The 20961-nt window shown below is 64.9% G+C and carries 19 protein-coding genes; 14 read left to right on the forward strand and 5 right to left on the reverse strand.

Annotated elements, in window-relative coordinates; genetic code table 11:
• Window positions 1-36 precede the first annotated feature (36 nt).
• The 10 genes from groES (at window position 37) to guaA (ending at window position 12429) form a co-directional block, all read left to right on the forward strand.
• Window positions 37-330: a co-chaperone GroES gene (gene groES, locus V6M39_RS09730; RefSeq protein WP_332643623.1), complete on the forward strand. Its 294-nt coding sequence runs from the start codon at window positions 37-39 to the stop codon at window positions 328-330.
• A gap of 89 nt (window positions 331-419) precedes the next feature.
• Window positions 420-2024: a chaperonin GroEL gene (gene groL / locus V6M39_RS09735; protein ID WP_332643624.1), complete on the forward strand. Its 1605-nt coding sequence runs from the start codon at window positions 420-422 to the stop codon at window positions 2022-2024.
• 98 nt (window positions 2025-2122) lie between these two features.
• A complete protein-coding gene (locus V6M39_RS09740; RefSeq protein WP_332643625.1) occupies window positions 2123-3100 on the forward strand; it encodes an ABC transporter substrate-binding protein in 978 nt (325 codons plus the stop codon).
• A gap of 56 nt (window positions 3101-3156) precedes the next feature.
• Window positions 3157-4668, forward strand: coding sequence for an IMP dehydrogenase (gene guaB, locus V6M39_RS09745; protein WP_332643626.1), 1512 nt, complete (start codon window positions 3157-3159; stop codon window positions 4666-4668).
• A gap of 23 nt (window positions 4669-4691) precedes the next feature.
• Entirely contained in the window at window positions 4692-5774 is a 1083-nt protein-coding gene (locus tag V6M39_RS09750; protein WP_332643627.1) for an NYN domain-containing protein, read from the forward strand.
• Between the two features lie 17 nt (window positions 5775-5791).
• The gene (locus V6M39_RS09755) at window positions 5792-6889 is read left to right on the forward strand and encodes a GuaB3 family IMP dehydrogenase-related protein (RefSeq protein WP_309971717.1); all 1098 of its coding nucleotides are present in this window, start codon (window positions 5792-5794) and stop codon (window positions 6887-6889) included.
• Window positions 6886-7347, forward strand: coding sequence for a GNAT family N-acetyltransferase (locus tag V6M39_RS09760; protein WP_332643628.1), 462 nt, complete (start codon window positions 6886-6888; stop codon window positions 7345-7347). Before V6M39_RS09755 ends, V6M39_RS09760 begins: the two co-directional genes overlap by 4 nt.
• Window positions 7348-7390: 43 nt before the next feature.
• Window positions 7391-8965 carry a succinic semialdehyde dehydrogenase gene (locus V6M39_RS09765; protein WP_332643629.1) on the forward strand — a complete coding sequence of 525 codons (1575 nt, stop codon included), beginning with the start codon at window positions 7391-7393 and terminating at the stop codon, window positions 8963-8965.
• Window positions 8962-10656, forward strand: coding sequence for a GMC family oxidoreductase (locus tag V6M39_RS09770; RefSeq protein WP_332643630.1), 1695 nt, complete (start codon window positions 8962-8964; stop codon window positions 10654-10656). The genes V6M39_RS09765 and V6M39_RS09770 overlap by 4 nt, the downstream gene beginning before the upstream one ends.
• Before the next feature lie 213 nt (window positions 10657-10869).
• Complete coding sequence (gene guaA / locus V6M39_RS09775) at window positions 10870-12429, forward strand: glutamine-hydrolyzing GMP synthase (protein ID WP_332643631.1); 1560 nt, start codon at window positions 10870-10872, stop codon at window positions 12427-12429.
• Between the two features lie 3 nt (window positions 12430-12432).
• Here guaA and V6M39_RS09780 read toward each other — a convergent pair whose 3' ends face one another.
• A complete protein-coding gene (locus V6M39_RS09780; protein WP_332643632.1) occupies window positions 12433-13311 on the reverse strand; it encodes a hypothetical protein in 879 nt (292 codons plus the stop codon).
• 69 nt (window positions 13312-13380) lie between these two features.
• Between V6M39_RS09780 and V6M39_RS09785 the strand changes: the two genes are divergently transcribed.
• Entirely contained in the window at window positions 13381-14856 is a 1476-nt protein-coding gene (locus V6M39_RS09785; protein ID WP_332643633.1) for an FAD-dependent oxidoreductase, read from the forward strand.
• 58 nt (window positions 14857-14914) lie between these two features.
• Here the strand turns inward: V6M39_RS09785 and nhaA are convergent, their stop codons facing one another.
• Window positions 14915-16174 (reverse strand): Na+/H+ antiporter NhaA, encoded by a 1260-nt coding sequence (gene nhaA, locus V6M39_RS09790; RefSeq protein ID WP_332643634.1) that lies wholly within the window; start codon window positions 16172-16174, stop codon window positions 14915-14917.
• 68 nt (window positions 16175-16242) lie between these two features.
• Between nhaA and V6M39_RS09795 the strand changes: the two genes are divergently transcribed.
• From V6M39_RS09795 to V6M39_RS09805, 3 genes are read left to right on the forward strand one after another with little or no spacing between them, the layout of a single operon-like run.
• On the forward strand, window positions 16243-16752 hold the full coding sequence (locus V6M39_RS09795; RefSeq protein ID WP_332643635.1) for a VOC family protein: 510 nt from the start codon (window positions 16243-16245) through the stop codon (window positions 16750-16752).
• A 17-nt stretch (window positions 16753-16769) separates the two neighbouring features.
• Window positions 16770-18254, forward strand: coding sequence for a gamma-glutamyltransferase (locus V6M39_RS09800; protein ID WP_332643636.1), 1485 nt, complete (start codon window positions 16770-16772; stop codon window positions 18252-18254).
• Window positions 18255-18261: 7 nt separating this feature from the next.
• Entirely contained in the window at window positions 18262-19272 is a 1011-nt protein-coding gene (locus V6M39_RS09805) for a glycerophosphodiester phosphodiesterase (protein ID WP_332643637.1), read from the forward strand.
• Here V6M39_RS09805 and V6M39_RS09810 read toward each other — a convergent pair.
• From V6M39_RS09810 to V6M39_RS09820, 3 genes are read right to left on the reverse strand one after another with little or no spacing between them, the layout of a single operon-like run.
• Window positions 19223-19483, reverse strand: coding sequence for a PspC domain-containing protein (locus V6M39_RS09810; RefSeq protein WP_332643638.1), 261 nt, complete (start codon window positions 19481-19483; stop codon window positions 19223-19225). The genes V6M39_RS09805 and V6M39_RS09810 overlap by 50 nt on opposite strands.
• On the reverse strand, window positions 19458-19721 hold the full coding sequence (locus V6M39_RS09815; RefSeq protein ID WP_332643639.1) for a hypothetical protein: 264 nt from the start codon (window positions 19719-19721) through the stop codon (window positions 19458-19460). The genes V6M39_RS09810 and V6M39_RS09815 overlap by 26 nt, the downstream gene beginning before the upstream one ends.
• The gene (locus V6M39_RS09820) at window positions 19718-20875 is read right to left on the reverse strand and encodes a PspC domain-containing protein (protein ID WP_332643640.1); all 1158 of its coding nucleotides are present in this window, start codon (window positions 20873-20875) and stop codon (window positions 19718-19720) included. The genes V6M39_RS09815 and V6M39_RS09820 overlap by 4 nt, the downstream gene beginning before the upstream one ends.
• Window positions 20876-20961 lie beyond the last annotated feature (86 nt).

A 20961-nucleotide genomic window follows, 5' to 3' on the forward strand; every position in this document is an offset into this window, starting at 1 on the left:
TCCAGAGTTCCACCGCCTGAAAGGGGAGGTCGACACGTGTCGGTCACCATCAAGCCGCTCGAAGATCGTCTGGTCATCCAGGCTGTCGAAGCCGAGCAGACCACCAAGTCGGGTCTGGTCATTCCAGAAACCGCCAAAGAAAAGCCGCAGGAAGGTCTTGTCGTTGCAGTAGGCCCCGGTCGGGTCGACGACAACGGCAACCGCGTTCCGATCGATGTCGCCGTTGGCGACAAGGTCATCTTCAGCAAGTACGGCGGAACCGAGGTCAAGTACGACGGAGACGAGTACCTCATCCTCTCCGCTCGCGACGTCCTCGCTGTCGTTTCGTGATGTGACGCCCCGGCGCCACTAGTCATCCGTTGACTGGGGGAGCCGGGGCATCCCACGAAAACCCCTATCTTTCGAAAGAAGTCACCCGCATGCCCAAGATCCTCGAATTTGACGAGAACGCCCGCCGCGCGCTCGAGCGTGGCGTCGACAAGCTCGCCGACACCGTCAAGGTCACGCTTGGCCCCAAGGGCCGCTACGTCGTGCTCGACAAGAAGTGGGGCGCTCCCACGATCACCAACGACGGTGTGACGGTTGCCCGTGAGGTTGAGCTCGACGACCCGTTCGAGAACCTCGGCGCCCAGCTCGCCAAGGAAGTTGCCACCAAGACCAACGACGTCGCCGGTGACGGTACGACCACCGCGACCGTTCTCGCGCAGGCCATGGTTCACGAAGGACTCCGCGCGGTTGCCGCCGGATCCAACCCAATGGGCCTCAAGAAGGGCATCGAGGCGGCTGTCGCGGCTGTCGTCGAAGAGCTCCACAAGCTCGCCCGCCCGGTCGACGACGTCAAGGACATGACCGACGTCGCCACCGTCTCCTCGCGTGACGCGCACATCGGTGAGCTCATCGCCGAAGCGTTCGACAAGGTCGGCAAGGACGGCGTCATCACCGTCGAAGAGTCCAACACCATGGGCACCGAGCTCGAGTTCACCGAGGGCATGCAGTTCGACAAGGGCTACCTGTCGCCGTACATGGTCACCGACACCGAGCGCATGGAAGCGGTGCTCGATGACCCGTACATCCTGGTCAACCAGGGCAAGATCTCCTCGGTCAGCGACATCCTCCCGCTGCTGGAGAAGGTCGTTGCGGCCGGCAAGACGCTGTTCATCATCGCCGAGGACATCGACGGTGAAGCGCTCTCGACGATCGTGGTCAACAAGATCCGCGGCACGTTCACCTCCGTGGCCGTCAAGGCTCCGGCATTCGGTGACCGTCGCAAGGCCATGCTGCAGGACATTGCGACGCTGACCGGTGCAACTGTCGTCACGCCTGACGTGGGCCTCAAGCTCGACCAGGTCGGCCTCGAAGTCCTCGGTACCTCGCGTCGCGTGGTTGTCACCAAGGACGCCACCACGATCATCGACGGCGGCGGCGACAAGGCCGAGGTTGAAGGTCGGGTCAGCCAGATCAAGGCTGAGATCGAGCTGTCGGACTCCGACTGGGACAAGGAGAAGCTCCAGGAGCGTCTCGCCAAGCTGGCCGGCGGCGTCTGCGTCGTCAAGGTTGGCGCAGCCACCGAAGTCGAGCTCAAGGAGAAGAAGCACCGCATCGAGGACGCCGTCTCGGCCACTCGTGCAGCGATCGAGGAAGGCATCGTCGCTGGAGGCGGTTCTGCCCTCGTACACGCAGTCTCCGTGCTCTCCGACAACCTCGGACTGACTGGCGACGAAGCCATCGGCGTACGCATCGTGCGCCTCGGCGCCGACGCTCCGCTCGAATGGATCGCCCGCAACGGCGGTGTCTCCGGCGAAGTTGTCGTCAACAAGGTCCGCGAGAGCGGCCAGGGCTACAACGCGGCAACCGGCGAATACGGCGACCTGGTCGCGCAGGGTGTCCTCGACCCGGTCAAGGTGACGCGTTCCGCGCTCGCCAACGCCGCGTCGATCACGGCCATGCTGCTGACGACCGAGACGCTGATCGTCGAGAAGCCCGCTGAAGAGGCTGCTGACGCTCACGCTGGTCACAACCACTAGAAACCTGTTGGTCCAGAACGCCCTCCCCGCCAGGGGGAGGGCGTTCTTGCGTATGGGGCGCCTCGAGACCGTGCAGAAGATTAGGTTAGGCTGTCCTTATGAAGCGAATCCTCGCGGCCATTGCCGCGCTTGCCCTCCTGACCCTTGCCGCCTGCGGCTCCTCCGACGACAGCGAGTCCGGCCCATGGACGTTCACCGACGACCTCGGCGCGAAGATCTCGCTCGACTCTGCGCCCGAGCGACTCCTCGTACAGTCCTCGATGGCAGCAGCCCTGACCGACCTTGGACTTGGCGACCAGATTGTCGGAACGTTCGGCCCGCTCAAGAACGCAGCCGGCGAGCCCGACTCGCAGGTCGCCGGCCTCGACATCGATGACGTCACGGATGTCACCGCTGCAGGCGAATACGGCTCGATCGACCTGGAGAAGGCGGCAACGCTCAAGCCCGATCTGGTCGTCACCAGCGCGTACCTCGACGATGACCTCTGGTACATCAACGACGCCACCGCGAAGGACCTGAAGAAGCTCGCACCGATTGCAGTCGTGAGCTTTGACGGCAAGACCTTGCCCGAGCTGCTCGAGGGTACGGAGCGTGCTGCGAAGGCACTCGGCGCCGATCTCGATGACGACGATGTCACCGAGGCGCACGACGAGTTCGATGCTGCAGCCAAGCGCGTTGAGGCCGCCGGTGCGGCCCTTGGCGATCGCACGATCCTGGCTGGGTCGCCGTCCAAGGAGCTCTTCTACGCTTCCAACCCGGCAGTCAGCCCAGACCTCAGCTACTGGCGCGAAGAGCTCAACCTTCCGCTCGTCGTACCGTCCAACCCCGACCCGGGCGGCTACTTCGAGAGCCTCAGCTGGGAGAAGGCCGACAAGTACCCGGCTGACGTGTTCCTGTACGACGACCGCACCGGTGAGGCCGGGCTGAAGTTGCTGGACGATCAGCCGGTATTCCAGACGCTGGCGGCAGCCAAGAACAAGGCGTACATCCCGTGGACCTCGGTCGCACCGCCGAGCTACCAGGCGTACGCCGACTTGATGAACCGTCTTGCCGACGACCTCGCCAAGGTCAGCTGACACAACTCACGGATGTGGGCACCAACCGTCTGCTCCATGACCCGTACAATCAGGTCATGGAGCAGACCGGCATCCCTGACAAATTTGCCGCCCTCGGGCTGACGTACGACGACGTGCTCCTCCTGCCGGGTTTGTCTGACCTCAACCCGTCCGAGATCGACACCACAGCACGGTTGACCCGCGGCATCAGCCTCAAGGTTCCGCTCATCAGCGCCGCGATGGACACCGTCACCGAGTCCCGTATGGCGATCGCCATGGCCCGCGAGGGCGGTATCGGTGTTCTGCACCGCAACCTGTCACTCGACGATCAGGCCTACCAGGTCGACCTGGTCAAGCGGACCCAGACGGGCATCATCTCCAACCCCGTGACGATCGGCCCCGATGCGACGCTCGAGGACCTCGATCGCATCTGTGGTGAGTACCGAGTGTCCGGACTCCCGGTTGTCGACACCGACAACCGTCTCCTCGGCATCATCACCAACCGTGACCTGCGATTCACCCCGGTCGCCGAGTGGGCATCGACCAAGGTCGACGAAGTCATGACCCCAATGCCCCTGATCACCGGCCACGAGGGCATCTCCCGCGAGGACGCCACGCTGCTGCTGCGCAAGCACAAGCGTGAGCGGCTGCCGCTGGTCGACGACTCCGGTCGCCTCGTCGGACTCATCACGGTCAAGGACTTCGTGAAGTCCGAGCAGTTCCCACACGCGTCTAAGGACGCTGACGGTCGGCTCATGGTCGGAGCCGCGATCGGCTACTTCGGCGATGCGTGGCAGCGTGCGACGACCCTCATCGAGGCGGGCGTCGACGTGCTGGTCGCGGATACCGCTCACGGTCACGTACGCATGCTGCTCGAGATCGTCGAGCGACTCAAGACAGACCCAGCCACCAAGCACGTACAGGTCATCGGCGGCAATGTCGCGACTCGTGACGGCGCGCAGGCCTTCGTCGATGCCGGAGCTGACGCAGTCAAGGTCGGTTTTGGTCCGGGCTCGATCTGTACGACCCGGGTCGTGACCGGCTGTGGCGTACCCCAGATCACGGCCGTCTACGAAGCTTCGCTGGCCTGCAAGCCCGCTGGCGTCCCGGTGATCGCCGATGGTGGTCTGCAGCAGTCCGGTGACATCGCCAAGGCGCTGGTCGCCGGCGCCGACACCGTGATGATCGGGTCGATGCTCGCGGGCGTCGAGGAGTCGCCTGGCGAGGTCGTCTTCGTCAACGGCAAGCAGTTCAAGGCCTACCGCGGCATGGGATCGCTCGGCGCGATGAGCAGCCGCGGCAAGAAGTCCTACTCCAAGGATCGTTACTTCCAAGCCGAAGTCTCCAGCGACGACAAGATCGTTCCCGAGGGCGTCGAGGGCCAGGTCGCGTTCCGCGGACCGCTGTCCGCTGTCGCGCACCAGCTGATCGGTGGCCTCAACCAGTCGATGTTCTACGTCGGCGCTCGTACGATCCCCGAGCTTCAGGAGAAGGGTCGCTTCGTGCGCATCACGTCGGCCTCGCTCAAGGAGAGCCACCCGCACGACATCCACATGACCGCCGAGGCTCCCAACTACAGTTCGCGCTGACCCATGGCACTAGCCTCGAAAGAGTGACCAGTCGCAACGTCGCCGTCTTCATCGACGCCGAGAACCTCTTCAAGGGCTACGGCAAGCTCGAGATCCCGGACGTCTCGATGTCCGACATCCTCAAGCAGCTGGAGACGGCTGTCGCACGTGAGGCAGGCGCTGGAGGCATCGCGCTGGCTCGGGCTTACGCGGACTGGAACGCCATTGGACTCGAGGACTATCGTCGCGAGGTCGAGCGGAGCCGCGTCGAGACCGTCCAGGTGTTCTCGGTCAGCAAAGCCGAGAAGAATGCCGCCGACATCGTTCTCGTGGTCGACTGCCTCCGCGCCGCCGCCGATCTCGATCAGCTCGAGGTGTTCGTCCTTGTCTCTGCTGACGGAGACTTCGTACCGTTGGTTCGCCGTCTCCACGAGCTGAACAAGTTCGTGGTCGGGGCAACGCTGGCGAATCACCCGGTCAACAATGTCCTCGAGCAAGAGGTCGATCACTACGTACCGCTGAAGCTCGCGCCACAACCCGCCGTAGGGCTCAAGGCTGTGTTCTCGGCTGACCTCGCGTCCAAACCCGCCAAGGCGGCTCCGAAGAAGAAGGCAGCTGAACCGAAGGCGGCCAAGGTCGAGCAGCCCAAGGCCAAGCAGCCTTCAGCGCCGACGCGCGCCAAGAAGGAACCAGCGAAGAAGGTTGCCAAGAAGGCGCCTCAGGCAGTGGTGCCGAAGGCTTCCGGCAAGGTCAACTGGCACGAGATGGCCAAGGAGATCCCGGTGGTCCATTCCGGGAAGGCGAGCTCGCCGGATGACTACAGGGCGATCATCAAGAAGGTGCTGAACGACTCGAAGGTTCGAAGCTACTGCGACAAGCTCGCCAACCAGGGCGGCACCCTCCCGATCCTCGCGATGGCGCTCAAGGCAGCCGCACCCAAGCTCAGCCCGTCCGACGCCAAGGTCAGCTCGCTGTCTCGCGCCCTTCGCTTCGCCCTCGCCGGTACTCAGTACGCCCTGGCTCGCGAGAGCGACGACGTGCAGCCGGTCCTCGTCAGGCGCCAGACCAACCCGTCAGGGATGCTGCCCGACCTCTCACTCGACGACATCGCTCGAGGCGTTCAGTAGCCCACTAGTCTTAGGGCATGGACATCGAGATCGGCACCGCCAAGCGCGGTCGGCGGGCCTATTCGTTCGACGACATCGCGATCGTGCCGAGCCGTCGTACGCGCGATCCGCAAGAGGTCTCGACCGCATGGCAGATCGACGCGTACCGCTTTGAGCTTCCGTTGATCGCCGCACCGATGGACTCGGTCATGAGCCCGGACACGGCGATTGCCCTCGGCAAGCACGGTGGTCTCGGCGTACTCGACCTCGAAGGTCTGTGGACGCGCTATGAGGACCCCGAGAAGCTGCTCGACGAGCTGGCCAACGGTCCGGCAGACACCAAGCGTCTCCAGGAGATCTACGCCGAGCCGATCAAGGCCGAATTGATCAAGGCCCGCCTGCAGCAGGTACGCGACTCGGGTGTGACAGTCGCCGGAGCCTTGTCGCCGCAGCGCACCAAGCAGTTCGCCTCGACCGTCGTCGAGGCCGGCGTCGACCTGTTCGTCATCCGCGGAACGACCGTGTCGGCGGAGCACGTCTCAGGCAGCGCGGAGCCGCTCAACCTCAAGGAATTCATCTACGAGCTCGACGTGCCGGTCATTGTCGGTGGCTGCGCGACCTATCAGGCAGCGCTGCACCTGATGCGGACTGGCGCCGCCGGCGTGCTCGTCGGCTTTGGCGGTGGAGCCGCACACACGACCCGCTCGGTGCTGGGCATCTCGGTACCGATGGCATCTGCTGTCGCAGACGTTGCCGCAGCGCGACGCGACTACCTCGACGAGTCGGGCGGCCGCTACGTCCACGTCATTGCAGATGGTTCGATCGGCCGCAGTGGCGACATCGCCAAGGCCATCGCCTGTGGAGCCGACGCCGTGATGATCGGCTCGCCGTTCGCCCGCGCCGCCGAGGCGCCCGGTCGAGGCGTGCACTGGGGCGCTGAGGCATGGCATGCAGAGCTGCCGCGTGGTGAGCGCGTCGAGATCGGCACGGTCGGCGACCTCCAGTCGGTGCTGTTCGGCCCCTCGTCGGTGCCCGACGGAACGATGAACCTGATCGGTGCTCTGCGACGCGCCATGGCCACCACTGGCTACAGCGACCTCAAGGAGTTCCAGCGGGTGGAGGTCGTCGTCGGTTGACCACTCCCGCGAGGGTCGAGTGGAACGACGCAGACGCCGTACGGCTGCGTGACGCCATGCAGGCCGAGATCCGCGGGATGTACGCCGATGACCCGACGTCGCAGAACCGCGACGGCCGACTCGAGATCGATCCGGAATCGATCGTCTTCACCGCCGTGATCCGCGAGGATGACGAACCGATCGGCCACATCGCCTTGCGGCGCTTGGGCGATGATCTGGAGATCAAGCGGATGTACGTCGTACCCGAGCGACGCGGCGGCGATCTTGCTGAGCGACTGCTCGCTGAGGTCGAACGTGAGGCCAGGGCGTTGGGCGCACCGCGGCTGATCCTGCACACAGGGGCCCGGCAGCAGGCGGCGGTGGCGTTCTACCAGCGCCACGGTTACACGCCGATCGAGATATACCCGCCGTACGAGCAGCTGGCCTACTCGCTGTGCTTCGAGAAGCAGCTGGCATGAGGAACTAGAGCATCAAACCCATACCAGCGGTATGCTCGCCCTTATGTCTGTTGCAGAAGCCGCACCAAGAACCACCTCTTCGCTGGTCACACCTGAGCGAGTCGCCGAACTCACGGCGTTGATCCGGACCTCCTCGGGCGAGACTCGTACGACGATTTCTCCGCTCAATGGTGAGCCCGTTGCAGAGATTCCTGTCTCGAGCATCGCGGACGTCGAGGCGGCCTTTGCGGCTGCTCGCACGGCCCAGGAAGCGTGGTCCAAGACCTCGCTGCGCGAGCGCAAGAAAGCGTTGCTTCGCCTGCACGACCTCGTACTTGAGCATCAGGACGAGCTGATGGACCTGATCCAGATCGAGTCGGGCAAGAGCCGCGCGCACGCGTTCGATGAGGTCGCTCACGTGGCCCTGACGGCTCGCTTCTATGCCCGACGACTCAAGAAGCAGCTCAAGCCAAGGCGTCGCAACGGCGCCCTGCCGCTGCTGACCAGCGTCACGGTGATCCCGCAGCCGAAGGGAGTCGTCGGGTTGATCAGCCCGTGGAACTACCCGCTGACCATGGCCGTCTCCGATGGCATCCCCGCCATCGCCGCGGGCAACGCAATCGTGCACAAGCCCGACAGCCAGAGCCCGCTTATCGCGCTCGCCGGCATCGAGCTCATGCGCAAGGCAGGATTCCCGGCAGAGATCTGGCAGGTCGTCAGCGGTGCCGGCTCGGTCGTCGGCACCGCGATCATCGAGCGCGCCGACTACATCTGCTTCACCGGCTCGACCGCGACCGGAAAGCTCATCGCCCAGCAGGCTGCCGCTCGACTCGTCAGCTGCTCGCTGGAACTCGGTGGCAAGAACCCGATGATCGTGCTTCCGAGCGCGAACATCGACAAGGCGGCGGCCGGCGCCGTCGAAGCGTGCTTCTCGTCCGCTGGTCAGCTGTGTGTCTCGATCGAGCGCCTGTATGTCCCCGAGGAGAAGTACGACGAGTTCAAGACGGCGTTCGTGTCGCGCGTCGAACACCTCGCGCTGGGGGCGGCTCTCGACTGGGATGCCGACATCGGCTCCCTGGTCTCACAGTCACAGCTCAAGACAGTGACCGCACACGTCCAGGACGCCGTGGCCAACGGTGCAACGGTTCTTGCCGGCGGCAAGGGCCGCCCCGACCTCGGCCCGTTCTTCTACGAGCCCACCGTCCTTGAGGGTGTGACCGACAAGGCCGAGTGCTTCGCGGGAGAGACGTTCGGACCGCTGGTCTCGCTCTATCCGTACAAGACCACCGAGGAGGCGATTGCGCTCGCGAACGGCGGTGAGTACGGCCTCAACGCCAGCCTGTGGGGCAAGCCCCGCGAGGCCAAGGCGATCGCGGCCCGCATCAAGGCCGGCACGGTCAACATCAACGAAGGCTTCTCGGCGACATTCGGCAGCGTCGATGCCCCGATGGGTGGCATGCGCCAATCAGGTCTCGGTCGCCGTCAGGGCGCCGAGGGCATTCTGCGCTACACCGAACCGCAGTCGATCGGCGTTCAACGCCTCATGCCGATGAACGGTCCGAGCGCTCTGCAGGCGCGCACGTGGGCCAAGCTGCTCACTGTCGGACTCAAGGTCCTGCGTCGGACGCCGCGCGCATGAGTAACTCGTACGACTACGACGTCCTGGTCATCGGCTCCGGCTTCGGCGGGAGCGTCTCGGCGCTCCGGCTGACCGAGAAGGGCTACAAGGTTGGCGTCCTCGAGGCCGGCAAGCGCTACTCCGACGAGGACTTCGCCAAGAGCTCGTGGCGGCTTCGAAAGTTTCTGTGGCTGCCGCAGCTCGGCTGTTATGGCATCCAGCGCATCGACAAGCTCAAGGACGTCCTGATCCTGTCGGGCGCCGGAGTCGGCGGTGGCTCGCTGGTCTACGCCAACACGCTGTACGAACCGCTCGACCCGTTCTACAAGGACTCGGCGTGGGGCCACATCACGGACTGGAAGACTGAGCTCGCGCCCTACTACGACCAGGCCAAGCGCATGTTGGGCGTCACCGTGTACCCGTACGTCTCGCCGGCCGACGAAGTCGTCAAGAAGGTCGCCGAGCGTATGGGAGTGGGCGGAACGTTCCACCACACGCCCGTCGGCGTCTTCTTTGGTGAGCCGGGGGAGCGGGTCGCCGATCCGTTCTTCGGAGGCGCCGGACCCGAGCGCAACGCCTGCCTCAACTGCGGCGAGTGCATGACGGGTTGTCGCCACAACGCCAAGAACACCCTGGTCAAGAACTACCTCCACCTGGCTGAGAAGGCCGGCGCAGAAGTGCACCCGCTCACGACAGCCACCGCCGTACGTCCGCTGCCCGGTGGCGGCTACGAGATCGAGGTTCGTCGCACCAACAAGCGGTTCCGCCCGCGCAAGAAGATCACCGCCGAGCAGGTCGTGTTCTCCGCCAGCACCATGGGCACACAGAAGCTTCTGCACAAGATGAAGGACAAGGGTCACCTCTCGGGTGTCTCAGACCGCCTGGGCCTGCTGACGCGTACGAACTCCGAGGCGCTCCTCGGCTCGATCTCCGACGGCTTGGACGTCGACTACAGCGAGGGCGTCGCGATCACATCGTCGTTCCACCCGGACGAGTACACCCACATCGAGCCGACCCGCTACGGCAAGGGCTCCAACGCGATGTCGTTGATGCAGACAGTGCTCACCGACGGCAGCTCCGACAAGCCCCGCTGGCGGGTGTGGCTGCGGGAGATGTGGACGCAGAAGCGCAACCTGTTCAAGCTCTACGACCTGCGCCACTGGTCTGAGCGCACGATCATCGCGCTGGTCATGCAGACGCACGACAACTCGATCACGACCTATACGAAGCGCGGCATCAGCGGTCGACGCAAGCTGACGTCCAAGCAGGGCCATGGTGCGCCGAACCCCGCGTTCATCGAGCCCGGTCACCGAGCCGTGCAGATGATGGCGGAGGAGATGGGCGGTACGCCGGGCGGCACGATCGGCGAGCCGTTCAACGTCCCGCTGACCGCGCACTTCATGGGCGGCTGCGCGATTGGCGACAGCCCCGAAAACGGCGTCGTGGACCCCTATCAGCGACTGTTCGGCCACGAGGGCCTGCATGTCGCCGATGGCTCGGCGATTACGGCGAACCTGGGCGTCAATCCCTCGCTCACGATCACGGCTCAGACCGAGCGGGCGATGTCTTACTGGCCCAACAAGGGCGAGGCGGATGTTCGGCCCCCGATCGGCGAGGGATATCGCAAGATCGACCCGATTGCGCCCAACCACCCTGTGGTACCGGCCGACGCGCCGGCAGCGCTGCGCTTGCCCATCATCGGCGTCAGCTGAAACTGGCACTCTTCCTGCAATTGCGGGGAAAAGTGCCAGCAACGCACAGAGCCCGACCGGGAGGGAACTCACGGGTCGGGCCCTGTTGTGCCAACTAGAAACCGGCACATGATCTAACGGGAGGGAGTTTTGTTAGATCCACCCTGTAAAACGAGGCGATACACACATGGTTACGTCGTTACTCAAGTATTTTTCCGCCGATAGACTGACCACGTGACCCCCGAACATGACCTTGTCCTTGTCGTTGATTTTGGGGCGCAGTACGCGCAGCTGATCGCCCGCCGCGTACGCGAGGCGCGGGTCTATTCCGAGATCGTGCCGCACACCATGTCAGCGGCCGAAATCATGGCTCGCAAGCCCGCCGCGATCATCCTTTCGGGCGGGCCGTCATCGGTGTACGAAGAGGGCGCTCCGCGGCTGGATCCGGCGATGCTGCAGGGCGATGTGCCCGTATTCGGCATTTGCTACGGATTCATGGCGATGGCGCAGGCGCTCGGCGGCAATGTCGCCAAGACGGGCCAGCGTGAGTACGGCCGTACGGCGGTCTCCGTCCTCGAGCCCGGCACACTGCTCGCTGGACTTCCCGAGTCGCTGACCTCCTGGATGTCGCACGGTGATGAGGTCATCGGCGCTCCTGAGGGCTTCACGGTCAACGCCAACTCTCCGCGCGCCACAGTCGCCGCGTTCGAGGACACCGGACGCCGCCTCGCCGGCGTGCAATGGCACCCCGAGGTCATGCACAGTGAGCACGGCCAGCGGATCCTTGAGCAGTTCCTGGTCGAGATAGCCGGCTGCCGCCAGACCTGGACGAGTAGCAACATCGTCGAGGAGCAGGTCGAACTCATCCGCAAGCAGGTCGGCGACTCCCGCGTCATCTCCGCGCTCTCCGGTGGCGTCGACTCAGCTGTCTCCACCGCACTCGTCCAACGCGCCATCGGCGACCAGCTCACCGCGGTCTTCGTCGACCACGGACTGCTACGCGAAGGCGAAGCCGAGCAGGTCGAGAAGGACTACGTGAAGGCCACCGGCGTCGACCTCAAGGTCGTGGACGCCAAGGACCAGTTCCTCGGGTTCCTCGCCGGGGTCAGCGACCCCGAGGAGAAGCGCAAGATCATCGGACGCGAGTTCATCCGCGTCTTCGAGGCTGCCGAGCGCGAAGTCCTCGCGACTCCGGGTCCTCCGGTGAAGTTCCTCGTGCAGGGCACGCTTTACCCCGATGTCGTCGAGTCCGGCGGGGGAGCCGGTGCCTCCAACATCAAGAGCCACCACAACGTGGGCGGTCTTCCCGAAGACCTCGAGTTCAGCCTGATCGAGCCCCTTCGTACCTTGTTCAAGGACGAGGTACGCGACGTCGGTCGCCAGCTCGGCATCCCCGAGGCGATCGTCGGTCGCCACCCGTTCCCCGGCCCCGGCCTCGCGATCCGCATCGTCGGAGCCGTGGACGCCGACCGCCTGCGCATCCTCCGCGCCGCCGACTTGATCGTTCGCGACGAGACCACCGCAGCTGGCCTTGACGGTGACATCTGGCAGTTCCCCGTCGTGCTGCTCGCCGACGTCCGCTCGGTCGGCGTCCAGGGCGACGGCCGCACATACGGTCACCCGATCGTGCTGCGACCCGTGTCCAGCGAAGATGCGATGACAGCCGACTGGAGCCGTCTGCCGTACGAGGTGCTCGAGCGCATCTCTACCCGGATCACCAATGAGGTCGACGAGGTCAACCGGGTGGTCCTCGACATCACCAGCAAGCCGCCCGGCACGATCGAGTGGGAATAACCTCTAGCTGAGGCGGTCCAGCCGCTCCTTGGCCCTGGCCAGCTCCTTGTGGGCCGCATCGCGAGCCTTCGTGGCTTGAGTGACGGCACGTTGGAGACCTCGTGAGTCGGCATCTGCTTCGGCCACATCTTCCTGAAGCGTCTGGAGCTCCTTCTTCAGGTCTTCGATGCGTTGGTGCAGCTCGGCCCGTGCCAGCTCGTTCGCCTCGTACGCCGTCTCGCTCTCCTTGAGGTCGGTGTCGGCCTGGTCCGCCGCATCGGACGCCTCAGCGACGAGATCGCGTGCGGCATCCTCGCGAGCGGCTTTGGGGTCTGGGAGGTCGGGGACGGCCGTGAGCCTGCGTTCCCGGGGTCGGTCCTCGCGGGGCTTCAGCTCAAAATCGGGCAGCGCAACGCTGTCGGACAGGTCGACGAAGCCCATCCCGGCTCCGGAGAGCGCCGACACCAGGAGTCCAGCCTGTACGGCTCTGGCAGCCTCAGGGCTCGCGAGTGCGGCCTTGATCGTCTCCTCGACGCCGTTCGCGACCGCAGAGCTGAACGAGACATCGTGGTCGCGGGCCAGTTCGGCTCCCTCGGCTGCGAGCTGCCTGAGCAGGGCCTTGCGCTCACCGTTCAGCTCGCGCAAACGGGCGCCGTCACCTTGTTCCTGGGCCTCGCGCAGATGTTCGCCGAGATCGACGACCTCTTGCAGGAGCTCTTCGCTGTTGCGCGCCAGCAGGTTGATCACGACAGCCGCGGCGCTGGGCTTGCGGAGCTCGCTGATCGCCTGGCTCAACGCAAGATCACCAGCAGCACGGGCCGCTGCCACGCTCTCCTTGCGAGCCGCGATGAAGTCGCCCGGCGGCTGGGAGTACAGGTCCTGGGCGATCTCGCTGAGGTCCATGACCACACCCTAAGGGTGCGCATCCGCGGTTTCTGTTTGTCTCACTCGCTCTCGGGTACGTCTCCGTGCATGACGTCACTGTGGCTCGACCGTTCCCTTCCGATCACCGATGATCTCCTCCCGACCGATGGAAAGGTCGAGGATCTCGTCGTTGGCGGAGGGATCACCGGTCTGACGACCGCACTCCTGCTCGCTCGCGCGGGTCGTCGAGTTGCGCTCGTCGAGGCTCGCACCATCGGCGCGGTTGCCACAGGCAACACCACGGCCAAGCTCTCGCTCTTGCAGGGCACCCGCCTGTCCACGATCCTCCAGCGGCAGTCCGAGCGGATCGCGCAGGCGTACGTCGAGGCGAACCGCGAGGGCCAGCAGTGGTTGCTGCGCTTCTGCAGGGACCACGACGTGACGTTCCAGACCCGCGATGCCATCACCTACGCGGGGTGCGCGGATGACGTGACGGCTGCACGAGAGGAGCATGACGCGGCCCTGAAGCTCGGCCTGGACGTTCGGTGGGAGGACGCGCTGGATGCCCCGTTCCCGGTCCACGGAGCCACCGTTCTGCCGGACCAGGCGCAGTTCGATCCGATGGACGTGCTGTCTGCCCTCGCCGAGCAGTTGAGGTCGCACGGTGGCACGATCCACCAGAACTGCCGCGTAGTTGGGGTGTCGAAACTGGGCACCCCGCGAGTCGAGCTGTTGGGCGGGGAGACGCTCCAAGCATCCAAGGTCGTGCTGGCGACGGGCACGCCGATCCTCGATCGCGGACTCTACTTCGCCAAGCTCGAGCCGCAGCGCTCCTACGCTCTGGCCTTCAGCCACCCGAGTCCACCCCAGGCGATGTACCTGTCGGCCGGAGGTTCTACGCGGTCGGTTCGCGATGCCCCGGGCCTCGAGGGAGATTTCCTACTGGTCGGAGGGAGCGGGCACACGGTGGGTCGTACCGGTTCTGAGCTGGAGCATGTCGATGAGCTCCGTGAGTGGACGTCGGAGCATTTCCCCGACGCAGTCGAGACCCACGTCTGGTCTGCCCAGGACTACGAGTCGCACGACGGGATCCCGTACGTCGGCAAGCTTCCGCGCGGGCGGGGCAACATCTACCTCGCTACTGGGTTTGCGAAATGGGGAATGACGAACGGGGTTGCCGCCGCACGAAGCATCTCAGGGCAGATTCTCGGCAGCCAACCCTCGTGGGCCAAGGTGCTGGGCCGCCGCGTCACCCGCCCTTCAGGGGTGTTACACGGCGCATCGATCAACGTAGGAGTGGCTGTCGCCGGTACGCGGGGTCTCGTCGCCGCGGAGACCCGGACGGCGACAGAGTTGCCGGCCGAGGGTGAAGGCACCGTCGGTCGCAGGTCCCTGGTCCCCACAGGAGTGTCGACGGTCGGCGGGCGTACGTGCTCGGTCACGGCTGTGTGCACGCATCTCGGCGGAGTGCTGTCGTGGAACGACGTCGAGCAGAGCTGGGATTGTCCACTGCACGGATCGCGTTTCTCACCCGACGGCGAGGTGCTCGAGGGACCCGCCACGAGGCCTCTTCAGCGGCGGTGAAAATGCTCATTCCACAGTGATATTCACAGTGTGGATAGTTCTTTAGGACTATGTCGAACTAGTCATTGTAGACATCGGGAATGCCGTCGTGGTCGCCGTCGAGTTGCTCCCGTTCTTCGATTGCGCGGTAGACGCGGTTGCGCGCCACGAGTACCAAGGACGCCCCGACTGCGGAGATCAGCGACCCGACCAAGACGCCGATCTTGACGTGCTCATCGGTGAGGTTGCCGACGCCGTACGCGAGCTCACCGATGAGCAGTGACACCGTGAATCCGACCCCGCCCAGCATGGCGACTCCGAGCACGTCGGGCCAGGCCAGGTCGTCGTCGAGCTCGGCTCCCGTAAAGGTGGCCATCAGCCAGGTCGCGGCGAACACCCCGACCGTCTTGCCGACAAACAGGCCGGCGACGATGCCCAGAGTGATCGGCTCGGTCAGTGCGTCCGTGAAGCCATCCAGGCCCTCGACATGCACTCCGGCGGCGAAGAACGCGAAGATTGGCACTGCAATAGCCGCCGACAGCGGACGGAATCGGTGCTCCAAGTGCTCTGCCAGACCTGCACCATCACCCCCGTCCTGACGACGGACTGGAACTGCGAACGCCAGAAGAACTCCAGCAACCGTGGCATGGACTCCTGAGGCGTGCACGAGAGCCCACGTGACTCCGGCGAGCGGCAGCAAGACCCACCACGTGCTGACCCGTCGTTGCACCAAGACTGTGAACGCCACGAGCGGCAACAGCGCGAGCAGCAGGTAGTTGAGATGTAATGACGAGGTGTAGAAGACCGCGATGATGATGATGGCGATCAGGTCGTCGACCACCGCAAGAGTGAGCAGGAACGTACGAAGGCCGCTGGGTAGATGGCTGCCGATCACGGCCAGGACTGCGAGGGCGAAGGCGATGTCGGTTGCCGTCGGGATCGCCCATCCCTCCAAGGAGCCGCCGAGGTTGAACACCACAAAGACGAGGGCAGGCAGGGCCATACCGCCGAGCGCGGCGACGACGGGGAGCGCAGCACGCTGCGGGTCGCGCAGGTCGCCGGCGACGAACTCGCGCTTGAGCTCGAGACCGGCGACGAAGAAGAAGATCGCCAGCAGGCCGTCGGATGCCCACCCGCCGAAGGTCAGGTTGAGGTGCAGCGACTCAGGCCCGAACGCCGTGTCTCGCAACTTGGCGTAGCCGTCGCCCAGGTTGGCGAAGAGGATGGCAGCCGCGGCGGCAATCAGCAGAAGAACTCCGCCCAGCGTCTCCTGCCGGAGGATGTCGGCTATGCGGGATGCTTCGGGCCACGAGCCCCTTCCGAACAGCCGAGAGACCATGTCCTCACCCTATCGGGCGAATCAAGATGCTAAGATGAATGAAGATTCAACTAATTAGGAGTACGATCATGCCCGTCACTCGCCTCAACCACGCTGTGCTCTACGTCCGTGATGTTGATGCCAGCGTTGCGTTCTACGCCAGCACCCTCGGCTTCAAGACCGTCATGGCGTTCCCGGGTGCCGCGTTCCTCCAGGCCAATGGCAGCAACAATGACCATGACCTCGGGCTCTTCCAGATCGGTGCCCAGGCAGGCGATTCGGGAGCAGGGCGTACGACGGTCGGTCTCTACCACCTCGCGTGGGAGGTCGACACGCTCGACGAGCTCGCCGCCACGCGGCAGCGCCTCGCCGACGCGGGAGCTCTTGCAGGTGCCACGGATCACGGCACGACCAAGGCGCTGTACGCCAAGGATCCTGACGGCATCGAGTTCGAGGTCAGCTGGCTGGTGCCGGCCGACCAGCTCACCCAAGAGGTCCTCGACTCCCGCAAGTCCATGAGCCCGTTGAACCTCGAGGCCGAGATCGCGCGCTTCGGTGGTCAGACGCTCGGCGGTATCGGCGTCTCGCTCCCAGCCTGACCCGATAACCTTCCGGCATGCCGGACGTTGCGATTTCCGCGCCCAACGAGGCTGCCGCCGACGCCGGTGAACAGATTGCGCTGGCGGGCGGCAATGCGATCGACTCCGCGATCGCCGCAACGCTGGTGACGATGGTCAACGAGGTTGGCATCGTCTCGCTGAGCTCCGGTGGATTCATCACGGTCCAGCCGCCTGACGGCAGTGCACCGCACACGGTCGACGGCTGGATGGACATGCCCGGTCGTGACCGCGAACTCGGCAGCGGTACATGGGACGTCCATACCGACTACGGCGGTGGGGTGACCGTCACGATCGGCGCGGGTTCTGTGGCTTGCCACGGCTCGGTGGCTGCGTTCGGCGAGACACATGCCCGATGGGGGAGTGTGCCCTGGCGTGAGCTGGTGGCGCCCGCTGTCGAGGTCGCCCGAGGTGGCTTCCAGCTGGGTACGGCATCGCGCTTCTATCTCGAATACGTCCACGACGACATCTTCGGGTGGGACGACCAGAGCCGCGTTGCCGTGCACGACCGGGACGGCTCGATCTCGACCGGACTGGTCGAGCTGCCCGACTTGGTTGGTGCGCTCGAGCTGATCGCTGCGGAAGGGCCGTCCGCTCTGCACACCGGCGACCTGGCGCGGCTGATCAGCGATGACGTGATCGACCGCGGCGGGATCCTCGGCCCGGCCGACCTGGCGGCGTACAAACCCATCGTCAGACCGTCTCTGATGAGCACGGTCGGCGAGTGGCAGCTCGGCACCAACCCTCCTCCGTCAGTCGGTGGAGTGTGCGTCGCGGCGATGCTGCGGCTGCTCGAGGGCCACCCAGCTCATGGATGGGACGAGTCCGATGTCGACCACCTCGTACGCGTGCAGCGCGCGGTACTCGGACATCGGCTCGACACGTTGGACCACAGCGAGGATCTGGAGCGCGATGCTGCCGCGTTCCTGGACCTGATCGACCGCGACCACCTCGCCGTCCTGGAATCCGGATCGACCGCGCACGTCTCGGCCACCGACAGTGATGGTGGAGCCTGCGCGATCACGGTGTCGTCCGGCTACAGCTCGGGAATGATCGCCAAGGGCACCGGCATCTGGCTCAACAACTGCCTCGGCGAGCAAGAGCTCAACGCCAAAGGGCTGCACGGTCTTGCTCCCGGCACGAGGCTCCTGTCCAACATGGCGCCGACGGTTGGCCACCACCCCGACGGATCGTCGATCGCGATCGGGTCACCTGGCGCGGACCGCATCACGACGGCGATCGTCCAGGTACTCGCCGGGTTCATCAATGGCGGACTGGGCCTTCAGGACGCGGTCAATCACCCTCGCGTCCACGTACACCGTGCCGGCCGCCCCGACGAGGACGTGAAGGTCGAGACGCAGCCGTCGATGTACTACGGCGGCGTCGGCGTGACACTCCGAAAGCCCGACGGACGTCTCGTCGCTGCGGCAGACCCGCGCCGCGACGGTGCCGTTCGCCTGGTCCACGGACGAGATGGTGTGTGATTGAGACGTGACCGCACCGATCATCATTGGCCACCGCGGCGTTCCCGGTGAGCGTCTGGAGCACACGCGGCCCTCGTACCTCCTTGCCATCGAGCAGGGCGCCGACTACATCGAGCCGGACGTCGTCAGCACCAAGGACGGCGTGCTCGTTGTCAGGCACGAGAACGAGATCAGCGGCACGACCGATGTGGCGGAGCACCCCGAGTTCGCCGACCGCAAGGTCTCCAAGTTCGTCGATGGCACGCCGCACACGGGCTGGTTCACCGAGGACTTCACCCTCGAGGAGCTCAAGACCCTCCGCGTCAAGGAGCGGTTGCCGAAGCTGCGTCCGCAGAACATCCCCCTGGCGCACAGGGAGAAGATCCTGACCTTCGACGAGGTCCTCAACATCGCCGAGGACGCCAGCGAGCACCGTGACGTGCCGGTCGGCGTCTATGTCGAGACGAAGCACCCGACCTACTTCGCTGGCATTGGTCACAACCTGAACGACCTGCTGATCGCGAACCTCGAGAGGCGTCGGCTGAACCGGGCCGAGTCGAAGATCATCATCCAGTCGATGGAGACGGGCAATCTCAAGGACCTACGCGGACGTACGCCCCTGATGCTGATCCAGCTGATGGATCGCCAAGGTGCACCCTTCGACCTCGTCGCGGCTCGTGACCCTCGTACGTACCGCAGCCTGACGTCAAGGATCGAGCTGGAGAAGATCGCTGCCTACGCGGACGGGATCGGGCCGAACAAGAGCCAGGTCATCAAGCGTGATGCCGACTATCGGCTGGCCGGACAGACCAGCCTTGTGCGTCGCGCTCACGACAGCGGGCTGCTGGTGCACATCTGGACGATGCGCAACGAGAACAACTTCTTGCCGACAGAGCTCCGCAAGGGCACCAACACGGCGGACCATGGTGATGCCCTTGCGGAGTATCTTGCGTTCTTCGACGCGGGTGTCGACGGAGTGTTCTCCGACTTCACTTCGACGGCTGTGCAGGCTCGCTCTCAGTGGTTGCAGAGTCACTAGCTGCAGCCCATACGGTCTGGGCTGCAGCCGGTCGTGCCGGCATCAGCACCCACGCGACGATGTAGGCCAGGATCAGCGAGCCGGCGCCGAGCAACGTGCACACGACGACGATCAGGCGAACCAGGTTGGCATCGATACCGGTGTAGTCGGCGAGGCCTCCGCAGACGCCTCCCAGCCACTTGTCATCAGGATTGCGGGTCAGCTTCTTCATTTTCACTTCTCTCTTGGAACGGGTTGTCTTCTGGGCTTGGGGTTGTGGCGAGTTGTTTGGGCTTCCAGAACGTCGCGATGACACCCAGGAGGCCGAGTCCGATCAGTACGCCCGAGGAGGCGAGGCTGAGCTCACGTGGAGTGAGCCAGTCTTGCTTCCACACGGCCCACTGTCCGACACCGGCCAGGAACATCAGGCCGAACGCGAGGCTGCTCCAGCGGAACGGGTGACGATTCATGACCGGATCACCTCGACGTTGCCGATGCGCTGGTCGATCTCGATCGTCAAAGCCTCGCCTGTGCCGGTGGCCGGCAGCTGGATCTCGTTCTCCGTGCCGTGCTGCTTGCGGCCGAACACCGAGATCTCGCCGAGCTTGAGCTCGCTGTCGATCGTGACGTTGAGTCCCTTGGGGACGATGACCTTGGTCTGGCCGACGCCGTTCTCCAGGGTGATCGTGCGTCCCAGCAGGGCCGTCGGGTCGTTGACGTCGGTCAGGTCGAGCTCGAGGAGACCGACACCGTGTTCGTACGACGAGTCCACGCCTGCGGCGGTCGTCGGAGTTGGGTTCTGCTCGCCGATGCGCCCGTTCGGGAAGACTGAGCCGATGGCCAGCACCAGGCCGAGTACGACTCCCAGGGCGATCAGTGGTCCGCCGTGGCCCCAGAACGTCCCGATGACGAGGCCGACGCCGGTGATCGCGAGAGCGACGGCTACGTACGTTGTCCAGCCCACGTCATCGTTGGTGTCGGCGTAGATCCGGGTGATGGCGACGCCGATCGCAATCAGCGACAGCGTGAGCAGTGTGAGCGCCTTCGACTTCGGCTGGCGCGCATGGGCGATCTTCTCGGCGACCTTCTTGTCGATCTTGGCCTGGACGTCAGCGGTGATCCTCTCGCTCGACGGCATGTCAGCCATGACCTGCGCCTTGATGGCCTCCTTGTCTGTCTTGCGGGGTCGTACGACGAAGAAGTAGTAGAGCGCTGCTAGCGGGACGAGAAGCCACCCGGTGCCCCACAACCAGTTGTCGTGGCCGCCGAGGACCGAGAAGGCGGCGATGACGCCCGCTGCGACGAGTCCGATCTTGCGGACCTGCTCCTCGTTGTCGTCGAGCTTGAACCAGCCGGCGGCGATGCTCTTGTCTGCGTCGTCGGACGGCAGCAGCAGCCAGGCGGCGCCGTAGAGGATGGCGCCCGCGCCGACGATCGTGAGCACGGCAATGACGATGCGCACGATCACGGGATCGATGTTGAGGTACTTGGCAACGCCCGAACTCACACCGGCGACCCATCGGTCATCGGTGGATCGCTTGACGTCAGCGATGGTGCGCAGCTTCTGCGGATCGAACTCGTCGTCCGGTCCGTTGGCGCGAGGCGCTTCGTGTGTGTCATTCATATCTCCATCGTGGCCGACTGGCGTTGGCCTCACCATCGGGTACGACCCTGAAACTGCTGCAACGACGATCAGGGTGGACAAGGGTC

Origin of the sequence: Aeromicrobium sp., assembly GCF_036675695.1 — a bacterium.
Classification (GTDB): domain Bacteria; phylum Actinomycetota; class Actinomycetes; order Propionibacteriales; family Nocardioidaceae; genus Aeromicrobium.

Bases quoted from the DNA above. Each gene is read 5' to 3' on its own strand.
- groL (WP_332643624.1), top strand. From the start codon at position 420: ATGCCCAAGATCCTCGAATTTGACGAGAACGCCCGCCGCGCGCTCGAG.
- V6M39_RS09815 (WP_332643639.1), bottom strand. From the start codon at position 19,721: ATGAATCGTCACCCGTTCCGCTGGAGCAGCCTCGCGTTCGGCCTGATG.
- V6M39_RS09770 (WP_332643630.1), top strand. From the start codon at position 8,962: ATGAGTAACTCGTACGACTACGACGTCCTGGTCATCGGCTCCGGCTTC.
- guaB (WP_332643626.1), top strand. From the start codon at position 3,157: ATGGAGCAGACCGGCATCCCTGACAAATTTGCCGCCCTCGGGCTGACG.
- V6M39_RS09780 (WP_332643632.1), bottom strand. From the start codon at position 13,311: ATGGACCTCAGCGAGATCGCCCAGGACCTGTACTCCCAGCCGCCGGGC.
- V6M39_RS09795 (WP_332643635.1), top strand. From the start codon at position 16,243: ATGCCCGTCACTCGCCTCAACCACGCTGTGCTCTACGTCCGTGATGTT.
- V6M39_RS09820 (WP_332643640.1), bottom strand. From the start codon at position 20,875: ATGAATGACACACACGAAGCGCCTCGCGCCAACGGACCGGACGACGAG.
- V6M39_RS09785 (WP_332643633.1), top strand. From the start codon at position 13,381: ATGACGTCACTGTGGCTCGACCGTTCCCTTCCGATCACCGATGATCTC.
- V6M39_RS09765 (WP_332643629.1), top strand. From the start codon at position 7,391: ATGTCTGTTGCAGAAGCCGCACCAAGAACCACCTCTTCGCTGGTCACA.
- nhaA (WP_332643634.1), bottom strand. From the start codon at position 16,174: ATGGTCTCTCGGCTGTTCGGAAGGGGCTCGTGGCCCGAAGCATCCCGC.
- V6M39_RS09800 (WP_332643636.1), top strand. From the start codon at position 16,770: ATGCCGGACGTTGCGATTTCCGCGCCCAACGAGGCTGCCGCCGACGCC.
- V6M39_RS09755 (WP_309971717.1), top strand. From the start codon at position 5,792: ATGGACATCGAGATCGGCACCGCCAAGCGCGGTCGGCGGGCCTATTCG.
- V6M39_RS09740 (WP_332643625.1), top strand. From the start codon at position 2,123: ATGAAGCGAATCCTCGCGGCCATTGCCGCGCTTGCCCTCCTGACCCTT.
- V6M39_RS09810 (WP_332643638.1), bottom strand. From the start codon at position 19,483: ATGAAGAAGCTGACCCGCAATCCTGATGACAAGTGGCTGGGAGGCGTC.